The following is a 26,111-nucleotide window of genomic DNA, read 5'->3' as shown; positions in this document are numbered from 1 at the left end:
CGCGGTGTCAGACCGTCGCGGGAGCGTGCGCGGGGAGCATGTTCTGCGCGAAGAACGCGGCCAGGTCCTGCGTCGCCGACAGCGGCAGCACGTGCGCCACATACTGGTCCGGGCGGACGACGACCACGGCCCCGCCCCGGTCGATGCCGCGGGCCTCGAAGATGTCGTCGCGGGGGTCTGCGGCGTAGATCTTCTCGTAGTCGATGAGCTCGAAGGGCCCCACCCGCGGCAGGAAGACGGCCGGGATGTCGCCCATCTCGACCTCGGCGTGGTCCTGCTGGTAGATCGCCTTCACGTCGAACACGCTGTCCGGGTCGGTGCCGGCGGGCGTGAAGGTCTGCAGCGGCGATTCCGGTGCCGTGCCCATCCATTCCGCCCAGGAGCGCAGTGCGGTGGCGTCGCGGTCGGCGAAGGCGTAGATGCGCCAGCGCCCGTCGGCGCGGGCATGGTGCCCGAGCTGGGCCGGGACGGTGTCGGCGATGCGGACGACGGCGTGCGACTTGAACCGCTTGCCCACCGGGTACCCGGTCGCGAGGTCCTGCTGCGACGCCTCGCCGATGATCATCGACGGCGTGTACTGCGTCATGAACCCCGCGGGGAACTCCGCGGTGGAGGTGTAGAACTCCGCGAGCTCCTCGGGGCTGGAGAACTCCTCCGGCTTCTTGGCCATGAGGGTCGACCACTCCTTGTCGAAGTCGATGAGGTTCTGCGCGATGACCTGCCGCTCGGCGGAGTACGTCTCCAGCAGCTTCTCCGGCGCCCGGCCGGTGAGCACCGCGCCGAGCTTCCAGCCGAGGTTGAAGCCGTCCTGCATCGACACGTTCATGCCCTGACCTGCCTTGGCCGAGTGGGTGTGGCAGGCGTCGCCGCAGATGAAGACGTGCGGCGCGTGGTCGGCGCCGGGCTCGACGTCGTCGAACTTGTCCGTCACGCGGTGGCCGACCTCGTACACCGACCACCACGCGACGTCCTTCACGTCGAGCGTGTACGGCGAGAGGATGTCGTTCGCCTTCGCGATGATCGTGTCCAGCGGCGTCGCGCGCACGCGCCCGTTGTCCCCCTCCGGCACCTCGCCCAGGTCGACGTACATGCGGAAGAGATAGCCGCCCTCGCGCGGGATGTGCAGGATGCTGCCCGCCTGTGAGGTGATCGCGCACTTCGTGCGGATGTCGGGGAAGTCGGTGACGGCGAGGACGTCCATGACGCCCCACGCGTGCTGGGACTGTCCGCCGATGTGCTTGCGGCCGATCGCCTCGCGCACCCGGCTGCGGGCGCCGTCGCAGCCGACGACGTACTTGGCGCGGACCGTCCGCTCCTGGCCGGCCCGATCGCCGGCGACGTAGCGGACGACGACCTCGACGGGGAACTCCCCCTCGCCGACCGTGAGACCGACGAACTCGATGCCGTAGTCGGGCGTGATGCGTCCCGGGGAGTCGACGGCGACCTCGGCGAAGTAGTCGAGCACGCGCGCCTGGTTGACGATGAGGTGGGGGAACTCGCTGATGCCGGCCGGGTCGTCGTCGGCGCGCGCCGTACGGACGATCTTCGACGGGTCGGCGGCGTCGGGCGCCCAGAAGTTCATCTCGGTGATCCGGTACGCCTCGGCGATGATCCGCTCGGCGAACCCGAACGCCTGGAAGGTCTCGACGCTCCGCGCCTGGATGCCGTCGGCCTGGCCGATCGCGAGACGTCCCTCCCGGCGCTCGATGAGCCGCGTGGTGACCGTCGGGTACTGCGACATCTGGGCCGCCAGGAGCATGCCGGCGGGGCCCGAACCGACGATGAGCACGTCGATCTCGTCGGGCAGGTCGGCGGGACGGTCGATGCCGGTGCCGGCTGCGGGGAGGTGGCGGGGGTCCGCGGAGATGTACCCGTGGTGGTGGAACTGCATCGTCGTCGATCCTTTCCTCGGACTGCGGCGTCGAGGGTTGTGGTTTCGATCGGCGTGTTCTATATTCGAACGCACCGTTCTACTATTGAACAGATCGTATACGACCGCCTCCCCGCCCGCAAGGGTGAGCGGGAGCGAAGGGATGCCGATGGCCGACGACCGCCGCCCGCCGACCGAGGCCCCGGCGTCCCAGACCCTCAGCCGTGGCATCCGGATCCTGGAGATCCTCGCCGACGCCCGCGAGCCGCTCACGATCGACGAGGTCGCCCGGCTCATGGGCGTCCACCGCTCCATCGCCTACCGCCTCGTGCGGACGCTCGAGGGTCATGCCCTCGTATCCCGCGACTCCGCGGGACGACTCGCGCTCGGCGCGCGGATGGCGGCCCTCGCGGCCGGCGTCGCGCCCGACCTGCAGTCCGAGGCCCTCCCCGAGCTCACCGCCGTCGCGAACGAGCTCGGCATGACGTGCTTCCTCGCCATCCTCGACCGCGACGAGTGCATCACCCTTGCCAGCGTCGAGCCGCGGCACGCGGTGGCCTCCGTCGCGCAGCGCCCCGGCGCACGGCATCCCATCACCGTCGGCGCCCCCAGCAAGGCGATCCTGTCGGCCCTGCCGCCGCGCGACTGGCCGGTCGTGGCGGTGGGCGACGCTCTGCGCGACGAGATCGCGGAGGCTGCGATCCGCGGCTACGCGACGAGTCACGACGAGGTCATCCCGACCGTGCAGGCCGTCTCGGTGCCGCTGCGCCTGCGCGGCGGCAGCCGGCCCGCCGCGATCGCCGTCGTGCATGTCGGCGGCGCTCCGGCCTCCGCCGACATCGCGGCACGCCTGCACCGCTCGGCCGCCGCCATCCGTGAGGCCCTCGAGGGCTGAGACGCGGAAGGACCGCGACGCCGGTCGCGTCGCGGTCCTTCCGATCCGTCCGCGGATCAGGCGTGGGAAACCCCGTAGATGGGGCTCTTCGCCTGCTCCTCCTCGTGGTCCGGGCCGAGCGGGATGCCGCTGCGGTCCCGCAGCAGCAGCGTCGCGATGAGCCCGAGCAGCGTCATGCCGACCAGGTACCAGGTGACCGAGGTGGTCGTCCCGGTCGCCTGCACGAGCGCCGTCGCGATCGTGGGGGCGAACGCGCCACCGAGGATCGCGCCGATCGCGTACGAGATCGAGACGCCGGAGAAGCGGATGCTGGCGGGGAAGAGCTCCGCGTACAGCGCCGCCTGCGGCCCGTAGGTGAAGCCGAGGCCGGCCGTGAGGATGACCAGGCCCAGTGCGAGCAGGACGATGCTGCCGGTGTTCACGAGCGGGAACAGCGCGATGACGCCGACGAGCTGCAGGACCCAGCCGATGATGTACGTGTTGCGCCGGCCGATCTTGTCGCCGATCCAGCCCGCGAGCCACGTGAAGACGAGCCACGACACCGCGGAGATGGTCACGGCGCCGAGGACGTCGGCGGTCGCGAGGCCCACCGGACCCTCGGGGTCGGTGGAGTAGCGCTGGATGTATCCGCCGGTCGTCATGTAGCCGGCGGCGTTGTTGCCCGCGAAGACGAAGGCGGCGATGATCACGAGCAGCGCGTGCTTGCGGAAGAGCTGCACGATCGGCATCCGGCTCTTCTCCTTGCGCTCGGCGAGCTCGAGGAAGACGGGGCTCTCCTCGACCTTCCGGCGCACGTAGTAGCCGATGATGATGAGGACGAAGCTCAGCAGGAACGGCACGCGCCAGCCCCACTCGAGGAAGGCGTCGCCCGGGGCGATGAGGGCCATGAGGCCGAGCATTCCGCTGGCGAGGAGCAGACCGAGGGGCACGCCGAGCTGCGGCGACGCACCGAAGAGGCTGCGCTTGTTCTTGGGGGCGTGTTCGACGGCCATCAGGACGGCGCCGCCCCACTCGCCACCGGCCGAGATGCCCTGCAGGATGCGCAGGAAGACGAGGAGGATCGGCGCGGCGATGCCGATCGCGGCATACGTGGGCAGGAGGCCCACGAGGGTCGTCGCGACGCCCATGAGGATGAGCGTCAGCATGAGGACGAGGCGGCGGCCGTAGCGGTCGCCGAGGTGGCCGGCCAGGAACGCGCCGAGCGGCCGGAACAGGAAGCTGATGCCGACCGTGAGGAACGACAGGATCTGGCCGAACTCCTTGCCGGCCGGCTCGAAGAACAGCGCCCCGAAGACGAGGCCCGCGGCGGAGGCGTACAGGAAGAAGTCGTACCACTCGACGGTCGTGCCGACGACGGTCGCGAAGACGACGCGACGGCGGTCGCCGTGACTGGCGATCGTGCCGGTCGGGGTGAATCCCTCGGATCGGGGGACGGACGGGGTTGCGCTCATTTCGGGTGACTCCTGTGTCAGTGTCGACGACGTTGTCTGGTGTGGGCGATCGAGTCGTGCTTGCCTCGATGGTGTCGATCATATACGATTTCGGATACGACGCAAGAGCGAGGGAGCTCATGACCACCGAGAACGACACCCGCACGGATGCCGCGGACCCCCGTTTCGCCGCTCTCCCCGCCCGCCCGGGCAAGATCGTCGCGGTGCACCTGAGCTACAGCTCGCGCGCCGACCAGCGCGGTCGCCGCCCGGCGGCGCCGTCCTATTTCTTCAAGGCCTCCAGCTCCGTCGCCGCGACCGGCGGGACCGTCGAGCGGCCCGCCGGAACGGAGCTCCTCGCCTTCGAGGGCGAGATCGCGCTCGTCATCGGTGCACCCGCCCGGCAGGTGTCGCTCGCCGACGCGTGGGACCACGTGGCCTGGGTCACGGCCGCGAACGACCTGGGCCTGTACGACCTGCGCGCGAACGACAAGGGCTCCAACGTGCGGTCGAAGGGCGGCGACGGGTTCACCCCGATCGGTCCCGATCTCATCGACGCGCGCACCGTCGATCCCGCCGGCCTCCGCGTGCGCACGTGGGTCAACGGACGCCTCGTCCAGGACGACGACACGGCGGGGCTCATCTTCCCCCTCGCGCAGTTCGTCGCCGACCTCTCCCAGCACTTCACGCTCGAGACCGGCGACGTCATCCTCACCGGCACCCCGGCCGGGTCCTCGGTCATCGTGCCGGGCGACGTCGTCGAGGTGGAGGTGGACTCCCCCGCGACCGGCGCGACCTCGGGGCGGCTCGTGACGACCGTGACGCAGGGCGAGGGCGCCGCGTTCGACGCCGCCCTCGGCTCGCTCCCCGCCGTCGACGACACGCAGCGCGAAGAGGCGTGGGGATCGCGCGTCGCCGCGGGACTGCCCGCGGCCGCGCCCGCCCTCTCCCCCGAACTGCGGGACAAGCTGGAGCGCACGCCCGTCGCAGGACTGTCGCAGCAGCTCCGCAAGCGGGGCCTGAACAACGTCACGATTGACGGCATCCGCGGCAACCACCCCGACCGGAAGATCGTCGGCACGGCGAAGACCCTGCGGTTCGTCCCGAACCGCGAAGACCTCTTCGACAGCCACGGCGGCGGCTACAACGCGCAGAAGCGCGCGTTCGACGCCGTGCAGGAGGGCGAGGTCATCGTCATCGAAGCGCGCGGCGAGTCCGGCTCCGGCACGCTCGGCGACGTCCTGGCGATCCGCGCGCACGCGCAGCGCGCCGCCGGCATCGTCACCGACGGCGGGGTGCGCGACGCCGACGCCGTCGCGGCCGTCGGCATCCCGGTGTACTCCGCCGGTGCGCACCCCGCGGTCCTCGGACGCAAGCACGTGCCGTGGGACCTCGACGTCACGATCGCGTGCGGCGGCACGACGGTGCAGCCCGGCGACATCATCGTCGGCGACGCCGACGGCGTCATCGTCATCCCGCCCGCGCTGGCCGAGGAGGTCGCCGACGCGGCCCTCGCCCAGGAGGAGGAGGACGCGTGGATCGCGGAGCAGGTCGCAGCCGGCCACCCCGTGAACGGGCTCTTCCCGATGAACGCGGAGTGGCGGGCCCGCTTCGAGGCTCGGGAGCAGACCCGATGACCGACACGGCGCAGGCGTCGCAGAGCAAGTCGCAGCGCGCCTACGACTGGATCCGTGCCCGCATCTCGGGACAGGAGTTCACGCCCGGCTACCGTCTCGTGCTCGGCACGATCGCGAACGAGCTCGGCATGAGCGTCGTGCCCGTCCGGGAGGCGATCCGCCAGCTCGAGGCCGAGGGGCTCGTGACCTTCGAGCGGAACGTCGGCGCGCACGTGTCGATGGTGGACGATTCGCAGTACCGCTTCAGCATGCAGGCCCTGTCGATCCTGGAGGGCGCGGCGACGGCGCTGGCGTCGCGTCGCCTGACCTCCGACGACGTCCGCAACGCCCGGCAGATCAACGAGCTCATGATCGAGCGGCTCGAGCACTTCGATCCGCGCGCGTTCACCGCCCTGAACCAGCAGTTCCACGCCGTCCTGTTCGCCAAGTGCGCGAACCCGCGCATGCTCGAGCTCGTCGAGGCGGAGTGGGCGCGCCTCGGTCACCTGCGCGACTCCACGTTCAGCTTCGTCCCTGGCCGCGCCCAGGAGTCGGTCCGCGAGCACGAGAACATCCTGCAGCTCATCGAGAACGGCGCACCCCTCGGCGACATCGAGAAGGCCGCCCGCCGGCACCGCTCGGCGACCCTCGACGCCTACCTCATCCACGAGCACCCCGACGAGACCCTCGGTCTCCCGGCCGTCTGACCCCGTCCCTGGAGGAACCCCATGACCGACACCACCGCCCCCGCCCTCGACCGGCGTCACGTCCCGGCCGACCTGCCCGCGCGCATCCAGCACTACATCGACGGGCAGTTCGTCGACTCCGTGGACGGCGACACGTTCGACGTGCTCGAGCCCGTGTCCAACGAGGTGTACGTGCAGGCCGCGGCCGGCAAGAAGGCCGACATCGAGCTCGCCGTCGCCGCCGCCCGACGCGCCTTCACCGACGGCCCGTGGCCGAAGATGCTCCCCCGCGAACGCTCCCGCATCCTGCACCGGATCGCCGACATCGTCGAGTCGCGCGACGCGCGGCTCGCCGAGCTCGAGTCCTTCGACTCCGGCCTCCCCATCACGCAGGCCCTCGGACAGGCGCGGCGCGCGGCGGAGAACTTCCGCTTCTTCGCCGACCTGATCGTCGCGCAGGCCGACGACACGTTCAAGGTCCCCGGGCGTCAGATCAACTACGTCAACCGCAAGCCGATCGGCGTCGCGGGCCTCATCACGCCGTGGAACACCCCGTTCATGCTGGAGTCGTGGAAGCTCGGCCCCGCACTCGCGACCGGGAACACCGTCGTCCTCAAGCCCGCCGAGTTCACGCCGCTGTCGGCATCCCTGTGGGCGGAGATCTTCGAGGAGGCGGGCCTCCCGCAGGGCGTGTTCAACCTCGTGCACGGTCTCGGCGAGGATGCCGGCGACGCGCTCGTGAAGCACCCCGACGTGCCGCTCATCTCCTTCACGGGCGAGAGCCGCACCGGCCAGATCATCTTCGGCAACGCCGCCCCGTTCCTGAAGGGGCTGTCGATGGAGCTCGGCGGGAAGTCGCCGGCGATCGTCTTCGCCGACGCCGACCTCGACGCCGCCGTGGACGCCACGATCTTCGGCGTCTTCTCCCTCAACGGCGAGCGCTGCACGGCGGGCAGCCGCATCCTCGTCCAGCGCGACGTGTACGACGAGTTCGTCGAGCGCTATGGCGCGCAGGCGAAGCGCGTCAAGGTCGGCTACCCCCACGACCCGGCGACCGAGGTCGGTGCGCTCGTGCACCCGGAGCACTTCGAGAAGGTCATGGGCTACGTCGAGATCGGCAAGACCGAGGGCCGGCTCATCGCCGGAGGCGGGCAGCCGGAAGGCTTCGAGTTCGGCAACTTCGTCGCCCCGACGGCGTTCGCCGACGTCTCCCCCGATGCCCGCATCTTCCAGGAGGAGATCTTCGGCCCCGTCGTCGCGATCACGCCGTTCGACACCGACGAGGAGGCCCTCGCACTCGCGAACAACACGAAGTACGGGCTCGCCGCCTACGTCTGGACGAACGACCTCAAGCGCGCCCACAACTTCGCGCAGAACATCGAGGCCGGGATGGTGTGGCTGAACTCCAACAACGTGCGCGACCTCCGCACCCCCTTCGGCGGCGTGAAGGCCTCCGGCCTCGGCCACGAAGGCGGCTACCGGTCGATCGACTTCTACACCGACCAGCAGGCCGTGCACATCACCCTCGGGGCCGTGCACAACCCGACCTTCGGCAAGCAGGCGGCTCCCGCCGAGCCGGACCTCGACGACCCGGACCCGCGCTGACCCGCACCCCACGACAGACCCACAAGCAAGGACGCTGACATGACCCACATCGATGACCGCACCCTGACCTCCTCCGGCTTCTACGTCTCGCAGGAGGCGCCGATCCACAGCGACAACCCCATCCCCACGCCCACCGCGCCGGCGCCGGACATCCTGCGCTGCGCGTACATGGAGCTCGTCGTCACCGACCTCGCGGTCTCCCGCGCGTTCTACGTCGACGTGCTGGGACTGCACGTGACCGAGGAGGACGCGGACGCCGTCTACCTCCGCTCGACGGAGGAGTTCATCCACCACAACCTCGTGCTGCGGAAGGGCCCCGTCGCGGCCGTCGCCGCGTTCTCGTACCGCGTCCGCACACCGGAGGACCTCGACAAGGCCGTCGCGTTCTACACCGAGCTCGGCTGCCGCGTCGAGCGCCGGGCGGACGGCTACACGAAGGGCATCGGCGACTCCGTCCGCGTCGAGGACCCGCTCGGCTTCCCGTACGAGTTCTTCTTCCAGACCGAGCACGTCGAGCGCCTGTCCTGGCGCTACGACCTGCACACCCCCGGCGAGCTGGTGCGCCTGGACCACTTCAACCAGGTGACCCCGGACGTGCCCCGCGCCGTCAACTTCATGCAGAGCCTCGGCTTCCGCGTGACGGAGGACATCCAGGACGAGGGCGGCACGGTCTACGCCGCCTGGATGCGCCGCAAGCCCACCGTGCACGACACCGCCATGACCGGCGGCGACGGGCCCCGCATGCACCACGTCGCATTCGCCACCCACGAGAAGCACAACATCCTCGCGATCTGCGACAAGCTCGGCGCGCTCCGGATGTCGGACCGCATCGAGCGCGGCCCCGGCCGGCACGGCGTGTCGAACGCGTTCTACCTGTACCTGCGCGACCCCGACGGCCACCGCGTGGAGATCTACACGCAGGACTACTACACCGGCGACCCCGACAACCCGGTCGTCACGTGGGACGTGCACGACAACCAGCGCCGCGACTGGTGGGGCACGCCCGTCGTGCCGTCCTGGTACACCGAGGCCTCGCTCGTCCTGGACCTCGACGGCAACCCGAAGGAGGTCGTCGCCCGCACCGACGCGTCCGAGATGGCGGTCACGATCGGCGCCGACGGCTTCTCCTACACGCGCCCCGAAGAGGGCGAGGCGTCGATGCCGGAGTGGAAGCAGGGCGAGTACAAGCTCGGCAACCAGCTCTGACCCCGCCCCACCCCTAGCCTGGACACGACGAAGGAGGACGGATGCTGGATGCCGCCACGATCGCGGCGATCGCCGACGAGCTCGCCGAAGCCGACCGCACGCACGGCGTGATCCCGAGGATCACTGCCCGGTACCCGGATGCCACGGTGGAGGATTCGTACGCGATCCAGGGCGTCTGGCGCGACCGAATGATCGCCGACGGCCGGCGCCTCGTGGGCCGGAAGATCGGGCTGACCTCGAAGGCCATGCAGCAGGCGACCGGCATCACCGAGCCCGACTACGGCGTCATGTTCGACGACACGGTCTGGCAGAGCGGCGCCGTCATCCCGCACTCCGCGTTCTCGAACGTGCGCATCGAGGTCGAGCTCGCCTTCGTCCTGAACGCGCCGTTGGAGGGGCCGCACTGCTCCGTGTTCGACGTGCTGCGCGCCACGGAGTACGTCACTCCCGCCCTCGAGGTGCTGAACTCGCACATCGAGCTCGAGGGCCGGACGATCGTCGACACGATCAGCGACAACGCCGCGTACGGCGGGATGGTGCTCGGCGGCATCCCGATGCGCCCCGACCAGATCGACCTGCGCTGGGTGTCGGCCCTGCTCTACCGCAACGAGACGATCGAGGAGACCGGCGTCGCCGCGGGCGTGCTCAACCACCCCGCGACCGGCGTCGCGTGGCTCGCCAACAAGATGCACCAGCACGGCGACCGGCTCGAGGCCGGGGAGATCATCCTCGCCGGGTCGTTCACGCGGCCCATGTGGGTCTCCCCGGGCGACACCGTGCTGTGCGATTACGGACCGATGGGAACCATCACGTGCCGCTTCCCCTGACCTTCCGCGACGCGCTCGCCACGGCATCCCGCCCCCTCGCGGGGGTATGGGCGTGCTCGGGATCCCCGCTCGTCGCCGAGATCCTCGCAGGCGCCGGGATGGACTGGATGCTCATCGACATGGAGCACTCCCCCAACGCGCTGGAGTCCACGCTCGCGCAGCTGCAGGCCATCGCCGCCTCCGCCACGACACCCCTCGTGCGCGTGCCGTCCGGCGACACCGTCACGATCAAGCAGGTGCTCGACCTCGGTGCGCAGAACCTCCTGGTGCCGATGATCTCCTCGGCCGCCGAGGCCGAGGCCGTGGTCGCGGCCATCCGGTATCCGCCACGGGGTCGCCGCGGCGTCGGCTCGGCGCTCGCGCGCTCGGCGCGGTGGAACCGTGTCGAGGACTACCTGCAGAACGCCGACGCCTACGTGTCGCTGTTCGTCCAGGTCGAGACCGCCGCGGCCGTCGAGGCCGCCGGGGAGATCGCCGCCGTGGACGGCGTCGATGGGGTGTTCGTCGGACCGTCCGACCTCGCCGCATCCATGGGGCTCCTCGGGCAGCAGTCCCATCCGGATGTCACCGCCGCGGTCATCCGCACGTTCGACGCCGTACGCGCGGCCGGGAAGCCGGCCGGCGTCAACGCCTTCGATCCCGCCGTCGCCCAGGGCTACCTCGACGCGGGCGCGTCCTTCGTCCTGGTCGGGGCGGACGTCGCCCTGCTGGCACGGGGATCCGAGGCGCTCGCGGCGCGGTGGGTCGGCTCCGCGGGCGCGACCGACGAGCGCGCGTCGTACTGACCCTCGCCCCGCCGCATGAGCGTCATCGGCGCGTCACCCGCGTGACGCATCCGTCTGTCAGGCTGGGCCGATGAAGAGGGATGTCTCCAGCCGCATCGTCCTGACCGTCACCGAGACGGCCGACCTCGTGTTCGCCATCGCGGTGAGCAGCCTGTACCGCGCGACCGAGTCGTTCACCGCGACGCTGGACGGGGAGCCGGTGGACGTGTCCGAACTCCCCGACGCGCACGGCGGTCGCCTGCACCGCATCCGCAGCGGCCCCGGCGAACTCGTCGTGAGCTACACGGCGTCGATCGACGGGGAAGCCGCGCCGCTGCAGACCGGCGAGACGGAGCTGCTGATCTACCGCCGGCCGAGCCGGTACGCCGAGTCCGACTCCCTCGCCCCCACCGCGGCGGCGGAGTTCAGCGCGGCGCCCGACGCGGCATCCGTTCTGACGTCGGTCGCGGCGTGGGTCGGCACACAGCTCGCCTACGTGTCCGGCTCCTCGCTCCCGACCGACGGCGCGATCCGGACGCTGCTGAACCGCCAGGGCGTCTGCCGGGACTACGCTCACCTGTGCGTCGCGCTGCTGCGCGCCTCCGGCATCCCCGCCCGCGTGGTCGCCGTCTACGCGCCCGGGCTCTCGCCGATGGACTTCCACGCCGTCGCGGAGGGCTGGGTCGACGGGGCGTGGCGCGCCGTGGATGCGACGACCCTCGCGCCGCGGTCGACACTCGTCCGGATCGCGACGGGGCGGGACGCCTCGGACACGGCGTTCCTCAACGTCCTCTCCGGCCGCGCCGACATCGCCTCCATGCAGGTGGGCGCCGTCGCCGACGTGCTGCCGGACGACGACCTGACGCGGCTCGTCTCCCTCGCCTGATCGGCGGGGGCCGGTGGTCCCGGCCGGCGTGGCGTGGCACGCTGGGGGCATGAAGTCCTGGATCGTGCGGTTCGCCTCGCTCTACGTGTTCAACGTGCTCGTCCTGCTGCTGATCGGATTCCTGCTGCCGTCGGTGCAGGTCGGCTGGGCGGCCCTGTGGGCCGCCGTCGTCCTGACGGCTGCGACCATCTGGCTGAAGCCCCTCGTCACGCGGTTCTTCACGCGCTCTGCGGCGAAGTCCGCCGGGCAGCGGACGCGGACCGGCGAGAAGCTCGTGCAGTACGGCATCGTCTTCGTCGTCGAGCTCCTCGTCTGGGCCCTCGTCGTGCTCGCATCCGGTGTGGAAGTGGGCGGCTTCTTCTGGGGCTGGCTCGTGCCGCCGCTGCTGCTGCTCGTCGCGTGGATCGTCTACGACCGCGTCGACGACGCCCTCGAGGCGCGCACGGGCCGCCTGTACGACCGCGCGCACGCCGGCATCCGCGGTTCTGGGACGTCCGCCACCCCCGCGGCGCCGTCGCGCGAGGAGGCGATCGGGCGGGAGGAGCTGCGCGACGGCCTGACCCCCGAGCAGCGGCGGATGCTGGACGACCTCGGCGAGAGCTGACCGCATGAAGTTGCTGTAACAAAGCGTCGCTCGGCGACCCGGGATCCTCGACGGGCGACGAAGATGGATGCAGGCGGTCGTCGCAGCACAGCACGCGCGAGGCCGCACCCGAATCCCCGGAGGCCTCCATGTCGCGCACCGTCCTGCGTTCCGCCCTCGTCGCGTCCGTCGCGGCCGTCGCCCTGCTCGTCTCCGGCTGCGCCTCCGGCGGCGCCCAGCCGACGGCATCCGACGCGCCCGCCGCCGAGGAGGGCTACATCACGCCCGGCAAGCTGACGATCGGCACGGGCGAGCCCGCCTACGAGCCGTACGTCTTCGACAACGCTCCGGAGTCCGGTGAGGGCTTCGAGTCCGCGGTCGCCTACGCCGTCGCGGAGGAGCTCGGCTTCGCGAAGGAGGACGTCGTCTGGGTGCGCACGACCTTCGAGTCGGCCATCGCACCGGGCCCGAAGGACTTCGACTTCAACATCCAGCAGTACACGATCACCGAGGACCGAGAGAAGGCCGTCGACTTCTCCTCGCCGTACTACGAGGCCAGCCAGGCCATCGTCGCGATCAAGGGCGGCAAGGCCGACGGCGTGACCGACCTCGCGGGCGCGAAGGAGCTGCTGCTCGGCGCCATGGCGGGGTCGACGAGCGCGACGACCGTCGACGAGGCGATCGAGCCGAACACCCCGCAGCTGCTCTTCAACAGCAACGAGGATGCGCGCGCAGCGCTCGAGGCCGGTCAGATCGACGGCCTCGTCCTCGACCTGCCCACCGCGTACGTCGCGGCCAACTTCTACATCGAGAACGCGTTCCTCGTCGGCGAGCTGCCCGCCGCCGGCGTGCCCGACCAGTGGGGCCTCCTCCTCGCGAACGAGTCGCCGCTCACCGAGCGCGTGACCGCTGCCGTCGACGCCCTGCGCGAGGACGGCACGCTCGACGCCCTCGAGGAGGAGTGGCTGTCGGTGCTCAGCGCGGGCGCCACCCAGCTGAAGTGACGCTGTCCGGTAGCGTCGTGTCGTGACCGACCCGTCCTTCCGGCCGAGCGAACTCGAGCTCGAGCGTCGCGCGTACCGCACCCGCCGCTCGCGGCAGTCGGTGCTGGTCGCGATCGCGTCGACGCTCGCGTTCGCCGGGATCGTCTGGGTCACGGTCCTGGGCACGCCCGGCTGGGCTCAGGTGCAGCAGCGCTTCTTCGACCCGGCCACATTCGCCGCGTCACTGCCGCGCGTCTGGGACGGGTTCCTGCTGAACCTGCAGGTGCTCGCTCTGTCGGTCGTGACCGTGTCGGTCGTCGCCCTGCTCATCGCGCTGCTGCGGACCCTCCGCGGACCGGTGTTCTTCCCGCTCCGCGCCCTCGCCGCCGGGTACACCGACATCTTCCGCGGCATCCCCCTCATCATCGTGCTGTACCTCATCGGGCTCGGCGTGCCGGCCCTGCTGGACCAGCGCATCTCCGTCGTGCTGCTCGGGACGGTCGCGATCACCCTGACGTATTCGGCGTACGTCAGCGAGGTGATCCGCGCCGGCATCGAGGCCGTGCACCCGTCGCAGCGCCTCGCCGCCCGCGCGCTCGGCCTCGGCTACGCGCAGACGCTGCGCCGCGTCGTGCTGCCGCAGGCCCTGCGGAAGATGACCCCGCCGCTCATGAACGACTTCGTGTCGATGCAGAAGGACGTGGGCCTCATCTCGATCCTCGGCGCGGTGGATGCCGTGCGCGCCGCGCAGATCGAGACGTCGCTGACCTACAACTTCACGCCGTATGTCGTCGCGGCCGTGCTGTTCGTGCTGCTGGCGATCCCCACGATCCGCCTCGCCGACTGGTACACCGCGCGGCTGCGGGAACGCGAGCAGATGGGGTCGATCGTATGAGCACGGTGCTCCGCGCGGACGGCGTGTGGAAGGCGTTCGGGGACAAGGAGGTGCTCCGGGGCATCGATCTCACGCTCGACCGGCACGAGGTCGTCGCCCTCATCGGCGCGAGCGGGTCGGGCAAGTCGACGCTGCTGCGCTGCCTGAACCTGCTGGAGCCCATCGACGACGGGCAGATCTTCCTCGGCGAGGAGGACATCTCCGACCCGCGCATCGACGCGAACCGTGTGCGCGCCCGGTTCGGGGCCGTCTTCCAGAGCTACAACCTGTTCCCGCACCTGTCCGTGCTCGACAACGTGACGCTGTCCTCCCGCATCGTGCACCGGATGCCGCGGCACGCGGCCGAGGAACGCGCCATGGCGCTGCTGGAGCGCATCGGCCTGGCAGACAAGGCGAAGGACCACCCCGACCGGCTCTCCGGCGGGCAGCAGCAGCGCGCCGCGATCGTCCGCGCCATCGCGACGGACCCTGAGGTGCTGCTCCTCGACGAGATCACCTCGGCCCTCGACCCCGAGCTCGTCGGCGAGGTGCTCGAGCTCGTCCGGCAGCTCGCCCAGGACGGCGCGACGATCCTCATGGCCACGCACGAGATGGCGTTCGCCCGTGACGTCGCGCACCGCGTCGTGTTCCTCGACGCCGGCACGATCATCGAGCAGGGTCCGCCGTCGCAGCTCTTCGGGGCCGCGCGCGAGGCCCGCACCCGCGCCTTCCTGGCGCGCTTCACCGCCTGAGCCGGGGCGGGGTCCGGCGAGGTCAGGCGAGCTGGCGCTCGGCCGCCTCGATCACGTTCGTCATCAGGAGCGCGACGGTCATCGGGCCGACGCCGCCGGGATTCGGCGAGAGGTAGCCGGCGACCTCGACCACGTCGGGGTGCACGTCGCCGTGGACCGTGCTCTTGCCGGTCTCCGGGTCGGTCTCGCGCGTCACGCCGACATCGAGCACAGCGGCGCCGGGCTTCACGTCCTCGGCGCGGACGATGTGCTTGACGCCCGCCGCCGCGACGATGACGTCGGCCCGGCGCAGGTGCTCTGCCAGGTCGACGGTCCCGGTGTGGGTGAGGGTCACGGTCGCGTTGATCTCGCGGCGCGTCAGCAGCAGCCCGATGGAGCGGCCGATCGTGACGCCGCGTCCGACGACCACGACGTGCTTGCCCTGGAGGTCGTAGTCGTTGCGCAGCAGCAGCTCGATGACGCCGCGCGGCGTGCACGGCAGCGGGGTCGTGATCGGGGCGTTGACGTTGAGCACGAGCCGGCCGAGGTTCGTCGGGTGCAGGCCGTCGGCATCCTTCGCGGGGTCGATGCGCTCGAGGATCGCGTCGGTGTCGAGGTGCTTCGGCAGCGGCAGCTGCACGATGTACCCGTGGCAGGCGGGGTCGGCGTTGAGCTCGTCGATCAGTGCCTCGACCTCGGCCTGCGTCGCGCCGGCAGGCAGCTCGCGCTGGATCGAGTTCATCCCGATGGCCTCGGACTGGCGGTGCTTCATCCCGACGTACAGCTGGGATGCCGGGTCGGCCCCGACCAGCACCGTCGCGATGCCGGGCGTGATGCCGCGTGCCTTCAGCGCCGCGACCCGCTCCGCCAGCTCGGCCTTGATCTCCGCCGCGGCGGCCTTGCCGTCGAGCCGGAGCGCCGTCACTGCTGCAGCCCCGGGTAGAGCGGGAACGCCTCAGTGAGCACGGCGACGCGGGCGCGCAGCGCCTCGACGTCGGCGCCGGGCTGCAGCGCGAGGGCGATGATGTCGGCGACCTCGGTGAACTCGGCGTCGCCGAACCCCCGCGTCGCGAGAGCGGGCGTGCCGATGCGGAGGCCCGAGGTCACCATCGGCGGGCGCGGGTCGTTCGGGACGGCGTTGCGGTTCACCGTGATGCGGATCTCGTGCAGCAGGTCTTCGGCCTGCTTGCCGTCGATCGCCGCGTCCCGGAGGTCGACGAGGACGAGGTGCACGTCGGTGCCGCCGGAGCGCACCGCGATGCCGGCATCCTTCACGTCCTGCTGCGTCAGGCGCTCGGCGAGGATCGACGCGCCGCGGAGCACGCGCTCCTGGCGCTCCTTGAACTCCGGCGTCGCCGCGAGCTTGAACGCCGTGGCCTTCGCGGCGATGACGTGCATGAGCGGGCCGCCCTGCTGGCCCGGGAAGACGGCGGAGTTGATCTTCTTCGCGATCTCGGGGTCGTTGCTGAGGATGAACCCGGAGCGCGGGCCGCCGATGGTCTTGTGCACGGTGGAGGAGACGACGTGCGCGTACGGCACCGGCGAGGGGTGCAGCCCGGCCGCGACGAGACCGGCGAAGTGCGCCATATCGACCCACAGGAGGGCACCGACCTCGTCGGCGATGGCGCGGAACGCCGCGAAGTCGAGCTGGCGGGGGTACGCCGACCACCCGGCGATGATGACCTTCGGCTTGTGCTCGACGGCGAGGCGGCGGACCTCATCCATGTCGATGATCGACGTCTCCGGGTCGACGCCGTAGGCGACGATGTTGTACAGGCGGCCGGAGAAGTTGATCTTCATGCCGTGCGTGAGGTGACCGCCCTGGTCGAGCGAGAGACCGAGCAGGGTGTCGCCCGGACGCGCGATGGCGTGCAGCACGGCGGCATTCGCGGATGCGCCGGAGTGCGGCTGGACGTTGGCGAACTCGGCGCCGAAGAGATCCTTCGCCCGCTGGATCGCGAGCTCCTCCGCGACGTCGACTTCCTCGCAGCCGCCGTAGTAGCGGCGGCCCGGGTAACCCTCGGCGTACTTGTTCGTGAGCACGGAGCCCTGCGACTGCAGCACGGAGACGGGGACGAAGTTCTCCGAGGCGATCATCTCGAGGAAGCCGCGCTGGCGGTCGAGCTCCCGCTCGAGCACCTGGGCGATCTCGGGATCGACCTCGGAAAGGGGGGCATTGAAGACAGAATCGGTCATGGCGATCTCCTGGGACGGCGGCGGATGGAATCTCGCATCGGCCCAGGCGTGCGGTCGAATGCCGTATCGGTCGCTCCCCGGTGGTGGCCCACCTCAACGCCAGTCGCGACTGTCTGAGCATAACGGATGCCGCGCTGATAGGCTGGCCCCGTCTATTTGTTAGGGCTCCTAACATGGGCCGATCCACGCACAATAGGGGCACCGTGTCCGAACCCTCCCTCGTCCCCACCGCGCGCCTGCTGCGCGCGGGGTCGACGCCGCCGTTCGCCGTGACGCCGGATGCCGCCGTCTCCGGCCCGCCGGATGCGGTGCGGACGCTGCGCGAAGCCGTGCGACGCCGCACGGGCCTCGACCTTGCCGCCGCCGCAGCGACGGACGCCGCCGTGACGCTCGCGATCGACCCCGAAACCGGAGCCGCCGAGTCGTACGTGCTGGATGTGGATGCCGCATCCGTCCGGCTCCGCGCGGCCGACGCGGCAGGACTCTTCTACGGGGTGCACACGCTCGTGCAGCTCCTCGCTCAGGACGAGAGCGGCTGGGTCCTCCCCGCCGTGCACGTCGACGACGCCCCCCGATTCGCCTACCGCGGGGTCATGCTCGACGTCGCGCGACACTTCCACGGCGCCGAGACCGTGAAGGCGTACATCGAGCGCGCGGCGGCATTGAAGTTCAACGTCCTGCACCTGCACCTCACGGACGACCAGGGCTGGCGCATCGAGGTGCCCTCCCGCCCCGAGCTCACCGCACGGGCGTCGGCCTCCGCGGTCGGCGGCGACCCCGGCGGGTTCTTCAGCCGCGCCGACTACCGCGCCATCGTGGTGCACGCGGCCGCACACCACATGACGGTCGTCCCCGAGATCGACGTCCCCGGCCACACCCACGCCGTGAACCTCGCGTACCCCGAGGCGTGCGCGGCGCCGACCATCTCCGACCACCTCCGCGAGGAGGCCCGCCAGCGCGGCGAGGACCTGCCGGCCAGCGGCATCCCCTACGAGGGCATCGCCGTCGGCTTCTCGTCGCTGCGCATCCACGACGACGCGACGTACGCCCTGCTCAGCGACGTGCTCGCCGACATCGCGGAGATGACCCCCGGCCCCTACCTGCACGTCGGCGGCGATGAAGCGCTCGGCACGCCGCCCGCCGACCTCGCGCTGTTCATGGAGCGCGCCACCCGCGTCGTCGCCGATCTCGGCAAGACGCCGATCGCGTGGCACGAGGCGGGTGCAGCCGCCGGCCTCGCGCCGGGCACGATCGGCCAGTACTGGGGCTTCCGGGTTCCCACGGACGGCATGGACGACCATGCGCGCGCGTTCGTCCGCGGCGGCGGGCAGCTGATCCTCTCTCCCGCCGATGTGGTCTACCTGGACATGAAGCCGGATGCGGACTTCCCGCTCGGCCTCACCTGGGCGAACGGCCCCACGAGCCTCCCCCGCGCCTACGACTGGGACCCGGCGGCGGTGATCGCCGGGGTCGGCGACGACGAGATCCTCGGCGTCGAAGCGCCGCTGTGGACCGAGACCGTCCGCGACCTCGCCGACCTCGACGCGCTCGCCTTCCCCCGCATCGCGGCGGCGGCCGAAGCCGCGTGGTCGCCCGCCCCCGGCGCCGACGAGCGCCGCACGTGGGAATCCTTCCGCGAGCGCGTCGCGCAGCTCGCCCCGCTCTGGACCCGCCAGGGCATCGGTTTCACCCCGCTCCCCGAGGTCGATTGGACCCGCGAATGACGACCATCCTGCACAGCGCCCGGCTCATCGACGACGGGGCGGTGACCGACGACGCGTGGGTGGCGTTCAGCGACGGCGTCGTGACGCAGGCAGGCGTCGGAGACACGTGGCGGGACCTTCCCGCGGGTGACGTGGTGGATGCCGCGGGCGCCTACCTCGCCCCCGGGTTCATCGACCTGCACGGGCACGGCGCCGGCGGAGCCACGTTCGACGACGGGCCCGACGCGATCGCGACGGGCCGGGCGGTGCATCGCGCGCACGGCACGACCCGCGCCGTCATCTCCCTCGTGACCGCGTCGGTCGACGACCTCGCCGCGCGCGCCGCGATGGTCGCCGACCTCGCCGAGCAGGATGCCACGATCCTCGGTTCGCACCTGGAGGGACCGTTCCTGAGCGTCCTGCACAAGGGCGCCCACACGGTCGAGCTGCTCCGCGACCCCGATCCCGCCTCCGTCGACCGGCTCATCGATGCCGGGCGCGGGACGATCCGCCAGATCACGCTCGCCCCCGAGCTGCCCGGCGGCCTCGCCGCCGTCGCGCGCCTCGTCGATGCCGGGATCGCCGTCGCCGTCGGGCACACCGACGCGACCGCTGAGCAGGCCGCAGCCGCCTTCGATGCCGGGGCGACGCTGCTGACGCACGCGTTCAACACGATGCGCGGGATCCATCACCGCGCACCGGGACCCGTCGTGGCCGCCATGCGCGATGACCGGGTGACCCTCGAGCTCATCGCCGACGGCATCCACGTGCATCCCGACGTCATCACGCTCGCGTTCGCCGGCGCGCCCGGCCGCATCGCTCTCGTGACCGACGCGATGGCGGCGGCCGGGACCGTCGACGGGCGGTACGAGCTCGGCGGACTCGCCGTCACCGTCACCGACGGCGTCGCCCGGCTGGACTCCAACGGCGCGATCGCCGGGTCGACGCTGACGCAGGATGCCGCGCTCCGCCTCGCCGTCCGCTGCGGCGTCTCGCTTCCCGATGCCGTCGCCGCCGTCTCGACCGTGCCGGCTCGCGCGCTCGGGCTGGGCCGCCGGTTCGGGTCGCTGCGTGTCGGCATGGAAGCGGATGCCGTGCTGCTCGATGACGCGCTGTCCGTCACCGGGGTCTGGGTGAGCGGCGTCCGCGCGACCGCGTGAACCGGGGCCGCTGCAGGCGGCGGATAGACTGACGGCATGGCCGAACTGCCCCCTGTGCGCCCCGAAAAGCCGGCCGAACCGCTCGCCGCGGGCACCCGCCCGGCGCTCTCCGTCGTCGACATCGTCTCCTACCTGTGCGCCCTGTTCGCCGTGGGGACGCTCGCGGTCTGGGGCTTCACGGCCTGGGACGCCCCGTGGAACATCCTGGTGGGCGTCGGCGCGCCGGTCATCGCCATCCTGCTCTGGGCCCTGTTCATCTCACCGCGCGCCGTCCTCACGGTGCACCCGTTCATCCGAGCGCTCGTCGAGCTGCTGATCTACGCCGCCGCGACCATCGTGTGGTGGAGCGCCGGCCAGGCGCTCATCGGCCTCGCGTTCGGTGTCGTCGCCGTCGCCGCCGGACTCGTCGCAGGACGTCGCCGGCTCGCATGACCGCCGCCGAGGTCGTCGCCCTGCTGCACGCCGAACTCGGCGACCGCGTCGACCTCTCCCCCGCAGCCCTCGAGGACGCCCGCAGCGACAAGTCCGGGCACGCCTCCGCGGGGCCGCCGCTCGCCGTCGTGCACGCGGCATCCGTCGCCGATGTGCAGGCGACCCTCCGGATCGCGCATCGCACCGGCACGCCCGTCGTCACGCGCGGCGCCGGCACGGGACTCGCGGGCGCCGCGAACGCGGGCCCCGGCGAGATCGCGCTGTCGGTGCGCCGGATGGATCGCATCCTCGAGGTGCGGCCCGATGACCTCCTCGCCGTCGTCGAACCCGGCATCCTCAACGCCGACCTCAACGACGCCCTCGCCGCCGACGGCCTCTGGTGGGCGCCGGACCCGGCGAGTCGGGCGATCTCGACGGTCGGCGGCAACATCGCCACGGGCGCCGGGGGCCTCCTCTGCGCGAAGTACGGCGTCGTCCGCGACGCGGTGCTGGGCGTCGATCTGGTCCTCGCCGACGGGCGCCTGCTGACCCTCGGGCACCGGTCGGTGAAGGGCGTCACGGGGCTCGACCTCACGTCGCTCGTGATCGGCTCGGAGGGCACGCTCGGAGTGATCGTCGGCGCGACGCTCAAGCTGCGCCGCCTCGTCCCGGGGCACCGCCGCACCATCACGGCGACGTTCCCCGACGTGCGCGCCGCCGCGGTGGGCGCCGCCGCCGTGACGGCATCCGGTGTGCAGCCGGCCATCATGGAACTGATGGATGCCGCGTCGCTCGGCGCCGCTCACGCGCTGCTGGGCCTGCCGGCTCCCGCACCGGGCGCCGCGCAGCTGACGATCCAGACCGACGGCCCGGCGGCGATCGACGAGGCGGAGTCGATCGCGTCGACGCTCGGCGCACTGGGCGCCGTCGTCCGGCTGGCCGCAGACGACGGGGAGGCCGAGCACCTCCTCACCGTGCGCCGCTCGATGCATCCCGCCATGGAGAGCCTCGGCACGGCGCTCATCGAGGACGTCGCGGTGCCCCGCAGCCGCCTGCCGGAGATGTTCGACGAGATCGCGCGGGTCGAGCGGGAGCACGGACTGCGGATCCCGACGGTCTGCCACGCGGGCGACGGCAACCTGCACCCGAACTTCATCTTCCAGGGCACCGAGGTGCCGCCGGAGATCTGGGCGGCCGCGGACGACCTGTTCCGCGCGGCGCTCCGCCTCGGCGGCACGCTCACCGGCGAGCACGGCATCGGCGTGCTCAAGCGCCGCTGGCTCGCCGACGAGCTCGGTGCGGACCAGTGGGAGCTGCAGCGGCAGATCACCCGCGTCTTCGACCCGACCGGCATCCTCAACCCCGGCAAGGTCTTCGCGCCCTGAGTCGGCGTCGGCTCCCCCGGGCTTCGCTCACCCGCGCCGACCTCGTTCGCCCGCGCCGACCTCGTTCGCCCGCGCCGGCCTCGTTCGCCCACCCCGATCTCGTTCGCCCGCGCCGAAACGTGGGTGCGTCGCCGCTGGACCCGCACTTCGGCGCGGATGAACCGAGGCCGCCTCGTTCGCCCGCGCCGAATGGTGGGTGTGCCGCCCCGGGACCCGCAGTTCGGCGCGGATGAACCGGGGCCACCTCGTTCCCCGCAGGGGCACATTGTTCATCCGCGCCAAAAGGTGGGTGCACCCCGCCTCGACCCGCAGTTCGGCGCGGATGAATCCCGGCCACCTCGTTTGCCCGCGCCGAATGGTGGGTGTGCCGCCCCGGCACCCGCAGTTCGGCGCGGATGAACCGAGGCCACATGGCTCGCCCCGAGGGCACCTTGCTCGCTCGCGCCGAATGGTGGGTGTGCCGCCCCGGCACCCGCAGTTCGGCGCGGATGCCCTGAGGGCACCTCGTTCGCCCGCGCCAAGAGGTGGGTGCACCCCGCCTCGACCCGCAGTTCGGCGCGGATGCACCCCGGCCACCTGGTTCGCCCGCGCCGAAACGTGGGTGCACCGCGCCTCCACCCGCACTTCGGCGCGGATGAATCCCCGCGCCGGCGAGGCGCGAGCCCCAGGCCCCCGGCGGCCTACAGCCCTTGCCAGGCCGGCTTGTTCGCGAAGGCGTAGCGGTAGTAGTCGGCGTGGGTGAGCTCGGATGCCGCTTCCTCGTCGACGACGACCGTGACGTGCTCGTGCAGCTGGATCGCGGAGCCCGGCAGCGACGAGGTCACGGGGCCCTCCACGGCCCCGGCGATCGCGTGCGCCTTGCCGGCGCCGAAGGCGAGGAGGAAGAGGTGCCGGGCATCCAGGATCGTCCCGAGGCCCTGCGTGATGCAGTGCATCGGCACGTCGTCCACGGAGTCGAAGAACCGCGCGTTGTCCTGCCGGGTCTGCTGGATGAGCGTCTTCACGCGGGTGCGCGAGGCGAACGACGACCCGGGCTCGTTGAACCCGATGTGCCCCGACGTGCCGATGCCGAGGATCTGCAGGTCGATGCCGCCGGCCGCGGCGATCGCGCGCTCGTAGTCCTCGCCGGCGTGCTCGATGGTCTCCAGCGCCCCGTTGGGGGTCTGGATGCGCGCCGGGTCGAGACCGAGCGGCTCGACGACCTGCCGCGTGATGACGGTGCGGTAGCTCTCCGGATGCTGCGGATCGATGCCGACGTACTCGTCCAGGGCGAAGCCGCGCACCTGAGACACGTCGACTCCGGACAGGCGCGACCGCAGCGCCGCGTACACGGGCTCGGGCGTCGATCCGGTTGCGAGGCCGAGCACGGCGTCGGGGCGCCGGGCGATGAGCGCCGCGATCTCGTCGGCGACGAGCGCGCCGGCATCCGCGGCGGTGGGGACGATGACCACTTCAGCCATGCGCGACGGCCTCCTGTTCGACGGGTACGGCATCGGAGCCGATCAGCGCCGCTCCGAGGGCCGCGGCGGGCGACCCGGCCGGCAGCAGCTCCACGCGCTCGGCGAGCGCCAGCGAGCGGACGAAAGCGGATGCCACGGCTCCCGCCTCCAACTCTGCGACCACGAGGCTCAGCATACGGTCGCCGAGCGCCGACACGCCTCCCCCCAGCACGACGGCGTCGACGTCGACGGTGAGGACCAGGAGGCGCACCGCGGCGGCCACGCCGAACGCGAGGCCGGCGCGCAGCCCGGTGGCCTCCGCGTCGCCGGCGTCGGCGGCGTCGAACACGTCCCGCACCGGCAGCGCACCGCCCCGGCCCCAGCGCTCGGCGATCGCCCCGCCGCCGGCGAACACCTCGATGCAGCCGCGCTGCCCGCACCGGCAGAGCGGTCCGGCGGGGTCGATCGAGATGTGCCCGACCTCTCCCGCCGTGCCGCGTGCCCCGCGCCACAGCCGTCCGTCACGGACGAAGCCGGCGGCGACGCCGGTGCCCAGATTGAGGTACGCGACCGTCCCGTCGCCGCCGTGCAGCGCGTACGCGCCGCGCGCGGCGGCCTTGACGTCGTTCTCGACACGCACCGGCACGCCGAAGACCGGCGTGATCGCGGCGGCGAGATCGAGCCGCTCGACCCCGAGGTTCACGGCGTGGGTCACCGTCGCCCCGTCGACCACCTGGCCCGGTGTCCCGATGCCGATCGACACGGCGTCCCCCGGTGCGGCGCCGGCCGCCGCGGCGAGCTCGGCGACGGCCTCCACGATCGTCTGCGTGACGGCATCCGGACCCCACCCGGTCGCGCGGCGCACGCGCGCGAGGATGGCGCCGTCCGGCGCGACGGCCACCGCGTCGGTCTTGGATCCGCCGACGTCCAGTCCGACGCGCATCAGCCCTTCACTGCTCCCGAGACGAGGCCGTCCGTCATCCGCCCCTGGACGATGAGGAAGAAGATCATCACGGGAAGGGCGATCATCGTCGAGCCGGCCATGACGGCGCCCCAGTTCACCCCTCCGCCGACGGACGAGGCCTGGAAGGCGTTGAGCCACGGCATGAGGGTCAGGTTGTACCCGCTCATGAGCAGCAGCGCCATCGTGAACTCGTTCCACGCCTGGATGAAGGCGAAGATGCCGGTGGAGACGAGGCCGGGGGCCAGCAGCGGGAAGGTGACCTTCCAGAACGCCTGCGCCTTCGTGCAGCCATCGATCATCGCCGCCTCCTCGAGGTCGGCGGGGACGCCGGCGACGAAGCCCCGGAGCGTCCAGATCGTGAACGGGATGACGGATGCCGTGTAGACGATCCCGAGTCCCAGCACGGTGTTCATCAGCTGCCAGTCGTCGATCATCCCGTAGATCGTGAACATCATCGCCTCGCCGGGGATCATCTGGACGATGAGGACCGACACGATGAACCCCCGCCGCCCCCGGAAGTGGAAGCGGGCGACGGCGACGGATGCCAGGAACGCGAACAGCAGGGTCACCACGAGGACGCCGGCGGTCACCGTGAGGGTCGTGCCGAGCGCGTGCGGGAAGTCCGTCTGCCCGGGGGCGGCCTCGCGGTTCCACGCGGTGAGGAAGTTCGCGACGGTGAAATCGGCGGGGAAGAAGCTCGGCGAGCGGCTGATGATCTTCGCGTTGGGTGTGAACGCGAGGTTGACCATCCAGTAGACGGGGAAGACGGAGCAGACGAACACGAGGAGGGCCGCCGCGTTCAGCAGCCAGCGCGAGGCGACCTTCCGGCCGGAGGACCGGCGCGGGCCGCCCGCGGCCGGCACGGCCGGGGCGGCGGCGACCTCGTCCACCCCGACGGTGCCGAGCTGGGTGACGGGCGTGACCTGCGTGCTCACAGCTCCTCCTCCCTCAGCGTCGTGCGGACATACCCCCAGGAGAGGATGAGCAGCAGGATGACCATGAACACGCCGATGGCGGCGGTCTCGCCGAACTCGCCGACGCCCTGCCGGAACAGGTAGGTGCCGAGCACGTTGGTGTCGGCGGCGATCCCGCCGCGGCTCTGCAGGGCGTACACCTGCGTGAAGATCCGCAGGTTCCAGATGATCTGCAGCACCAGCACGACGGTCAGGATGCTGCGCAGGTACGGGAAGACGACGAGCCGGAAGCGGCTCCAGCCGGTCGCGCCGTCCAGGGAGCTCGCCTCGAGAACTTCAGCGGGGACCTGACCGAGTCCCGCGAAGGTCGTGAACGCGACGAACGGGATGCCCTGCCACACGACGATGATCGTGAGGACGAGGGCGAAGGAGAGCGGGTCGAGGAGCCAGGAGTGGTTCGACCACTCCCCCGAGGCGGTGACCGTGTTGAGGAGCCAGTTCACGACGCCGTACTCGGTGTCGAAGATCCAGCCCCAGACGACGGTCGCCGTCAGCGGCGGCATCGCCCACGCGAGCAGCAGGCCCACCGACACGAGGACGCGCCAGGGCCGGGTGAGACGGGTCATCAGCAGCGCGACGAGCACGCCGATCACGACGATGAGCGCCGTCAGGACCACCATGAGCGCGAGGCTGCGGACCAGGACCGCGGGGAAGTCGGACTGCGTGAACAGGCCGACGTAGTTGTCGAGGCCGACGAAGTTCGGCGCCGTGCCCTGGACCTTGTTCTTGACCGTGTAGTCGGTGAAGGACTGGATCACCATCAGGACGGCGGGGTAGCCGACCATCACCCCGAGGATGACGAGGGCCGGGGCCAGCAGTGTCCAGGCGCTGCGTGCGTCGCGGCGGCGTTTGGCCCGCTCCCGCGGCGTCGGCGGCGGCGGGGTGCGGCGGGCCGTCGCACCTCGCGTCGTGATCGCGGTCAT

General features: G+C 71.5%; 24 protein-coding genes and 1 riboswitch. Of the genes, 16 read left to right on the top strand and 8 right to left on the bottom strand.

The genetic code is table 11. The features are described from left to right. Positions 1–7: 7 nt before the first annotated feature. Positions 8–1,891, bottom strand: coding sequence for an FAD-binding monooxygenase (locus MSA03_RS06970; RefSeq protein ID WP_147050157.1), 1,884 nt, complete (start codon positions 1,889–1,891; stop codon positions 8–10). Positions 1,892–2,039: 148 nt separating this feature from the next. Here MSA03_RS06970 and MSA03_RS06965 point away from each other — a divergent pair, with 148 nt between their 5' ends. Then, positions 2,040–2,765 carry an IclR family transcriptional regulator gene (locus tag MSA03_RS06965; RefSeq protein WP_028496852.1) on the top strand — a complete coding sequence of 242 codons (726 nt, stop codon included), beginning with the start codon at positions 2,040–2,042 and terminating at the stop codon, positions 2,763–2,765. Positions 2,766–2,821: 56 nt separating this feature from the next. On the opposite strand, the gene MSA03_RS06960 is transcribed toward MSA03_RS06965, so the two are convergent. After that, the gene (locus MSA03_RS06960; protein ID WP_028496853.1) at positions 2,822–4,216 is read right to left on the bottom strand and encodes an MFS transporter; all 1,395 of its coding nucleotides are present in this window, start codon (positions 4,214–4,216) and stop codon (positions 2,822–2,824) included. Between the two features lie 119 nt (positions 4,217–4,335). Here MSA03_RS06960 and MSA03_RS06955 point away from each other — a divergent pair, with 119 nt between their 5' ends. The 11 genes from MSA03_RS06955 to MSA03_RS06905 all read left to right on the top strand — a co-directional run bounded on the left by MSA03_RS06955 (position 4,336) and on the right by MSA03_RS06905 (position 14,977). Further along, positions 4,336–5,832 carry a fumarylacetoacetate hydrolase family protein gene (locus tag MSA03_RS06955; protein ID WP_147050156.1) on the top strand — a complete coding sequence of 499 codons (1,497 nt, stop codon included), beginning with the start codon at positions 4,336–4,338 and terminating at the stop codon, positions 5,830–5,832. Further along, positions 5,829–6,518 (top strand): GntR family transcriptional regulator, encoded by a 690-nt coding sequence (locus tag MSA03_RS06950; RefSeq protein WP_028496855.1) that lies wholly within the window; start codon positions 5,829–5,831, stop codon positions 6,516–6,518. The genes MSA03_RS06955 and MSA03_RS06950 overlap by 4 nt, the downstream gene beginning before the upstream one ends. Before the next feature lie 21 nt (positions 6,519–6,539). Further along, positions 6,540–8,102, top strand: a complete 1,563-nt coding sequence (gene hpaE, locus MSA03_RS06945) for a 5-carboxymethyl-2-hydroxymuconate semialdehyde dehydrogenase (RefSeq protein ID WP_028496856.1) — start codon at positions 6,540–6,542, stop codon at positions 8,100–8,102. 39 nt (positions 8,103–8,141) lie between these two features. Next, positions 8,142–9,308, top strand: a complete 1,167-nt coding sequence (gene hpaD / locus MSA03_RS06940) for a 3,4-dihydroxyphenylacetate 2,3-dioxygenase (RefSeq protein WP_147050155.1) — start codon at positions 8,142–8,144, stop codon at positions 9,306–9,308. Positions 9,309–9,349: 41 nt separating this feature from the next. Then, complete coding sequence (gene hpaH, locus MSA03_RS06935) at positions 9,350–10,135, top strand: 2-oxo-hept-4-ene-1,7-dioate hydratase (RefSeq protein WP_028496858.1); 786 nt, start codon at positions 9,350–9,352, stop codon at positions 10,133–10,135. After that, positions 10,120–10,920 carry an aldolase/citrate lyase family protein gene (locus MSA03_RS06930; RefSeq protein ID WP_147050154.1) on the top strand — a complete coding sequence of 267 codons (801 nt, stop codon included), beginning with the start codon at positions 10,120–10,122 and terminating at the stop codon, positions 10,918–10,920. The genes hpaH and MSA03_RS06930 overlap by 16 nt, the downstream gene beginning before the upstream one ends. Before the next feature lie 70 nt (positions 10,921–10,990). Beyond that, positions 10,991–11,785 carry a transglutaminase-like domain-containing protein gene (locus MSA03_RS06925; RefSeq protein WP_147050153.1) on the top strand — a complete coding sequence of 265 codons (795 nt, stop codon included), beginning with the start codon at positions 10,991–10,993 and terminating at the stop codon, positions 11,783–11,785. A gap of 49 nt (positions 11,786–11,834) precedes the next feature. After that, positions 11,835–12,389, top strand: a complete 555-nt coding sequence (locus tag MSA03_RS06920; protein ID WP_147050152.1) for a hypothetical protein — start codon at positions 11,835–11,837, stop codon at positions 12,387–12,389. Between the two features lie 128 nt (positions 12,390–12,517). Then, on the top strand, positions 12,518–13,372 hold the full coding sequence (locus MSA03_RS06915; RefSeq protein ID WP_147050151.1) for an ABC transporter substrate-binding protein: 855 nt from the start codon (positions 12,518–12,520) through the stop codon (positions 13,370–13,372). Positions 13,373–13,394: 22 nt separating this feature from the next. Next, positions 13,395–14,246 carry an amino acid ABC transporter permease gene (locus MSA03_RS06910; protein ID WP_244946352.1) on the top strand — a complete coding sequence of 284 codons (852 nt, stop codon included), beginning with the start codon at positions 13,395–13,397 and terminating at the stop codon, positions 14,244–14,246. Beyond that, positions 14,243–14,977: an amino acid ABC transporter ATP-binding protein gene (locus MSA03_RS06905; RefSeq protein WP_028496864.1), complete on the top strand. Its 735-nt coding sequence runs from the start codon at positions 14,243–14,245 to the stop codon at positions 14,975–14,977. Before MSA03_RS06910 ends, MSA03_RS06905 begins: the two co-directional genes overlap by 4 nt. Positions 14,978–14,999: 22 nt before the next feature. On the opposite strand, the gene MSA03_RS06900 is transcribed toward MSA03_RS06905, so the two are convergent. Both MSA03_RS06900 and glyA read right to left on the bottom strand, forming a co-directional pair. Next, the gene (locus MSA03_RS06900) at positions 15,000–15,881 is read right to left on the bottom strand and encodes a bifunctional methylenetetrahydrofolate dehydrogenase/methenyltetrahydrofolate cyclohydrolase (protein ID WP_147050150.1); all 882 of its coding nucleotides are present in this window, start codon (positions 15,879–15,881) and stop codon (positions 15,000–15,002) included. Further along, the gene (gene glyA, locus MSA03_RS06895; RefSeq protein WP_028496866.1) at positions 15,878–17,152 is read right to left on the bottom strand and encodes a serine hydroxymethyltransferase; all 1,275 of its coding nucleotides are present in this window, start codon (positions 17,150–17,152) and stop codon (positions 15,878–15,880) included. The genes MSA03_RS06900 and glyA overlap by 4 nt, the downstream gene beginning before the upstream one ends. A 33-nt stretch (positions 17,153–17,185) precedes the next feature. Then, a riboswitch (ZMP/ZTP riboswitch) is annotated at positions 17,186–17,269 on the bottom strand. Between the two features lie 86 nt (positions 17,270–17,355). Between glyA and MSA03_RS06890 the strand changes: the two genes are divergently transcribed. The 4 genes from MSA03_RS06890 to MSA03_RS06875 are packed head-to-tail and all read left to right on the top strand — an operon-like array spanning position 17,356 to position 21,811. Next, entirely contained in the window at positions 17,356–18,876 is a 1,521-nt protein-coding gene (locus MSA03_RS06890) for a beta-N-acetylhexosaminidase (protein ID WP_244946351.1), read from the top strand. Then, positions 18,873–20,015 carry an N-acetylglucosamine-6-phosphate deacetylase gene (gene nagA, locus MSA03_RS06885; RefSeq protein WP_147050148.1) on the top strand — a complete coding sequence of 381 codons (1,143 nt, stop codon included), beginning with the start codon at positions 18,873–18,875 and terminating at the stop codon, positions 20,013–20,015. Before MSA03_RS06890 ends, nagA begins: the two co-directional genes overlap by 4 nt. Before the next feature lie 36 nt (positions 20,016–20,051). Further along, entirely contained in the window at positions 20,052–20,447 is a 396-nt protein-coding gene (locus MSA03_RS06880) for a YrdB family protein (RefSeq protein WP_147050147.1), read from the top strand. Next, positions 20,444–21,811, top strand: coding sequence for an FAD-binding oxidoreductase (locus MSA03_RS06875; protein ID WP_147050146.1), 1,368 nt, complete (start codon positions 20,444–20,446; stop codon positions 21,809–21,811). The genes MSA03_RS06880 and MSA03_RS06875 overlap by 4 nt, the downstream gene beginning before the upstream one ends. A gap of 680 nt (positions 21,812–22,491) precedes the next feature. Here MSA03_RS06875 and MSA03_RS06870 read toward each other — a convergent pair. From MSA03_RS06870 to MSA03_RS06855, 4 genes are all read right to left on the bottom strand, one after another. Further along, entirely contained in the window at positions 22,492–23,271 is a 780-nt protein-coding gene (locus MSA03_RS06870) for a glucosamine-6-phosphate deaminase (RefSeq protein ID WP_147050145.1), read from the bottom strand. Further along, a complete protein-coding gene (locus MSA03_RS06865) occupies positions 23,264–24,193 on the bottom strand; it encodes an ROK family protein (RefSeq protein WP_147050144.1) in 930 nt (309 codons plus the stop codon). The genes MSA03_RS06870 and MSA03_RS06865 overlap by 8 nt, the downstream gene beginning before the upstream one ends. After that, positions 24,193–25,077 (bottom strand): carbohydrate ABC transporter permease, encoded by an 885-nt coding sequence (locus tag MSA03_RS06860; protein ID WP_371863084.1) that lies wholly within the window; start codon positions 25,075–25,077, stop codon positions 24,193–24,195. Before MSA03_RS06860 ends, MSA03_RS06865 begins: the two co-directional genes overlap by 1 nt. Positions 25,078–25,145: 68 nt before the next feature. Then, the gene (locus MSA03_RS06855; RefSeq protein ID WP_147050142.1) at positions 25,146–26,111 is read right to left on the bottom strand and encodes a carbohydrate ABC transporter permease; all 966 of its coding nucleotides are present in this window, start codon (positions 26,109–26,111) and stop codon (positions 25,146–25,148) included.

It is taken from the genome of Microbacterium saccharophilum, from assembly GCF_007992455.1.
Taxonomy (GTDB): domain Bacteria; phylum Actinomycetota; class Actinomycetes; order Actinomycetales; family Microbacteriaceae; genus Microbacterium; species Microbacterium saccharophilum.
This window is presented reverse-complemented; position numbering and strand designations above follow the sequence as displayed.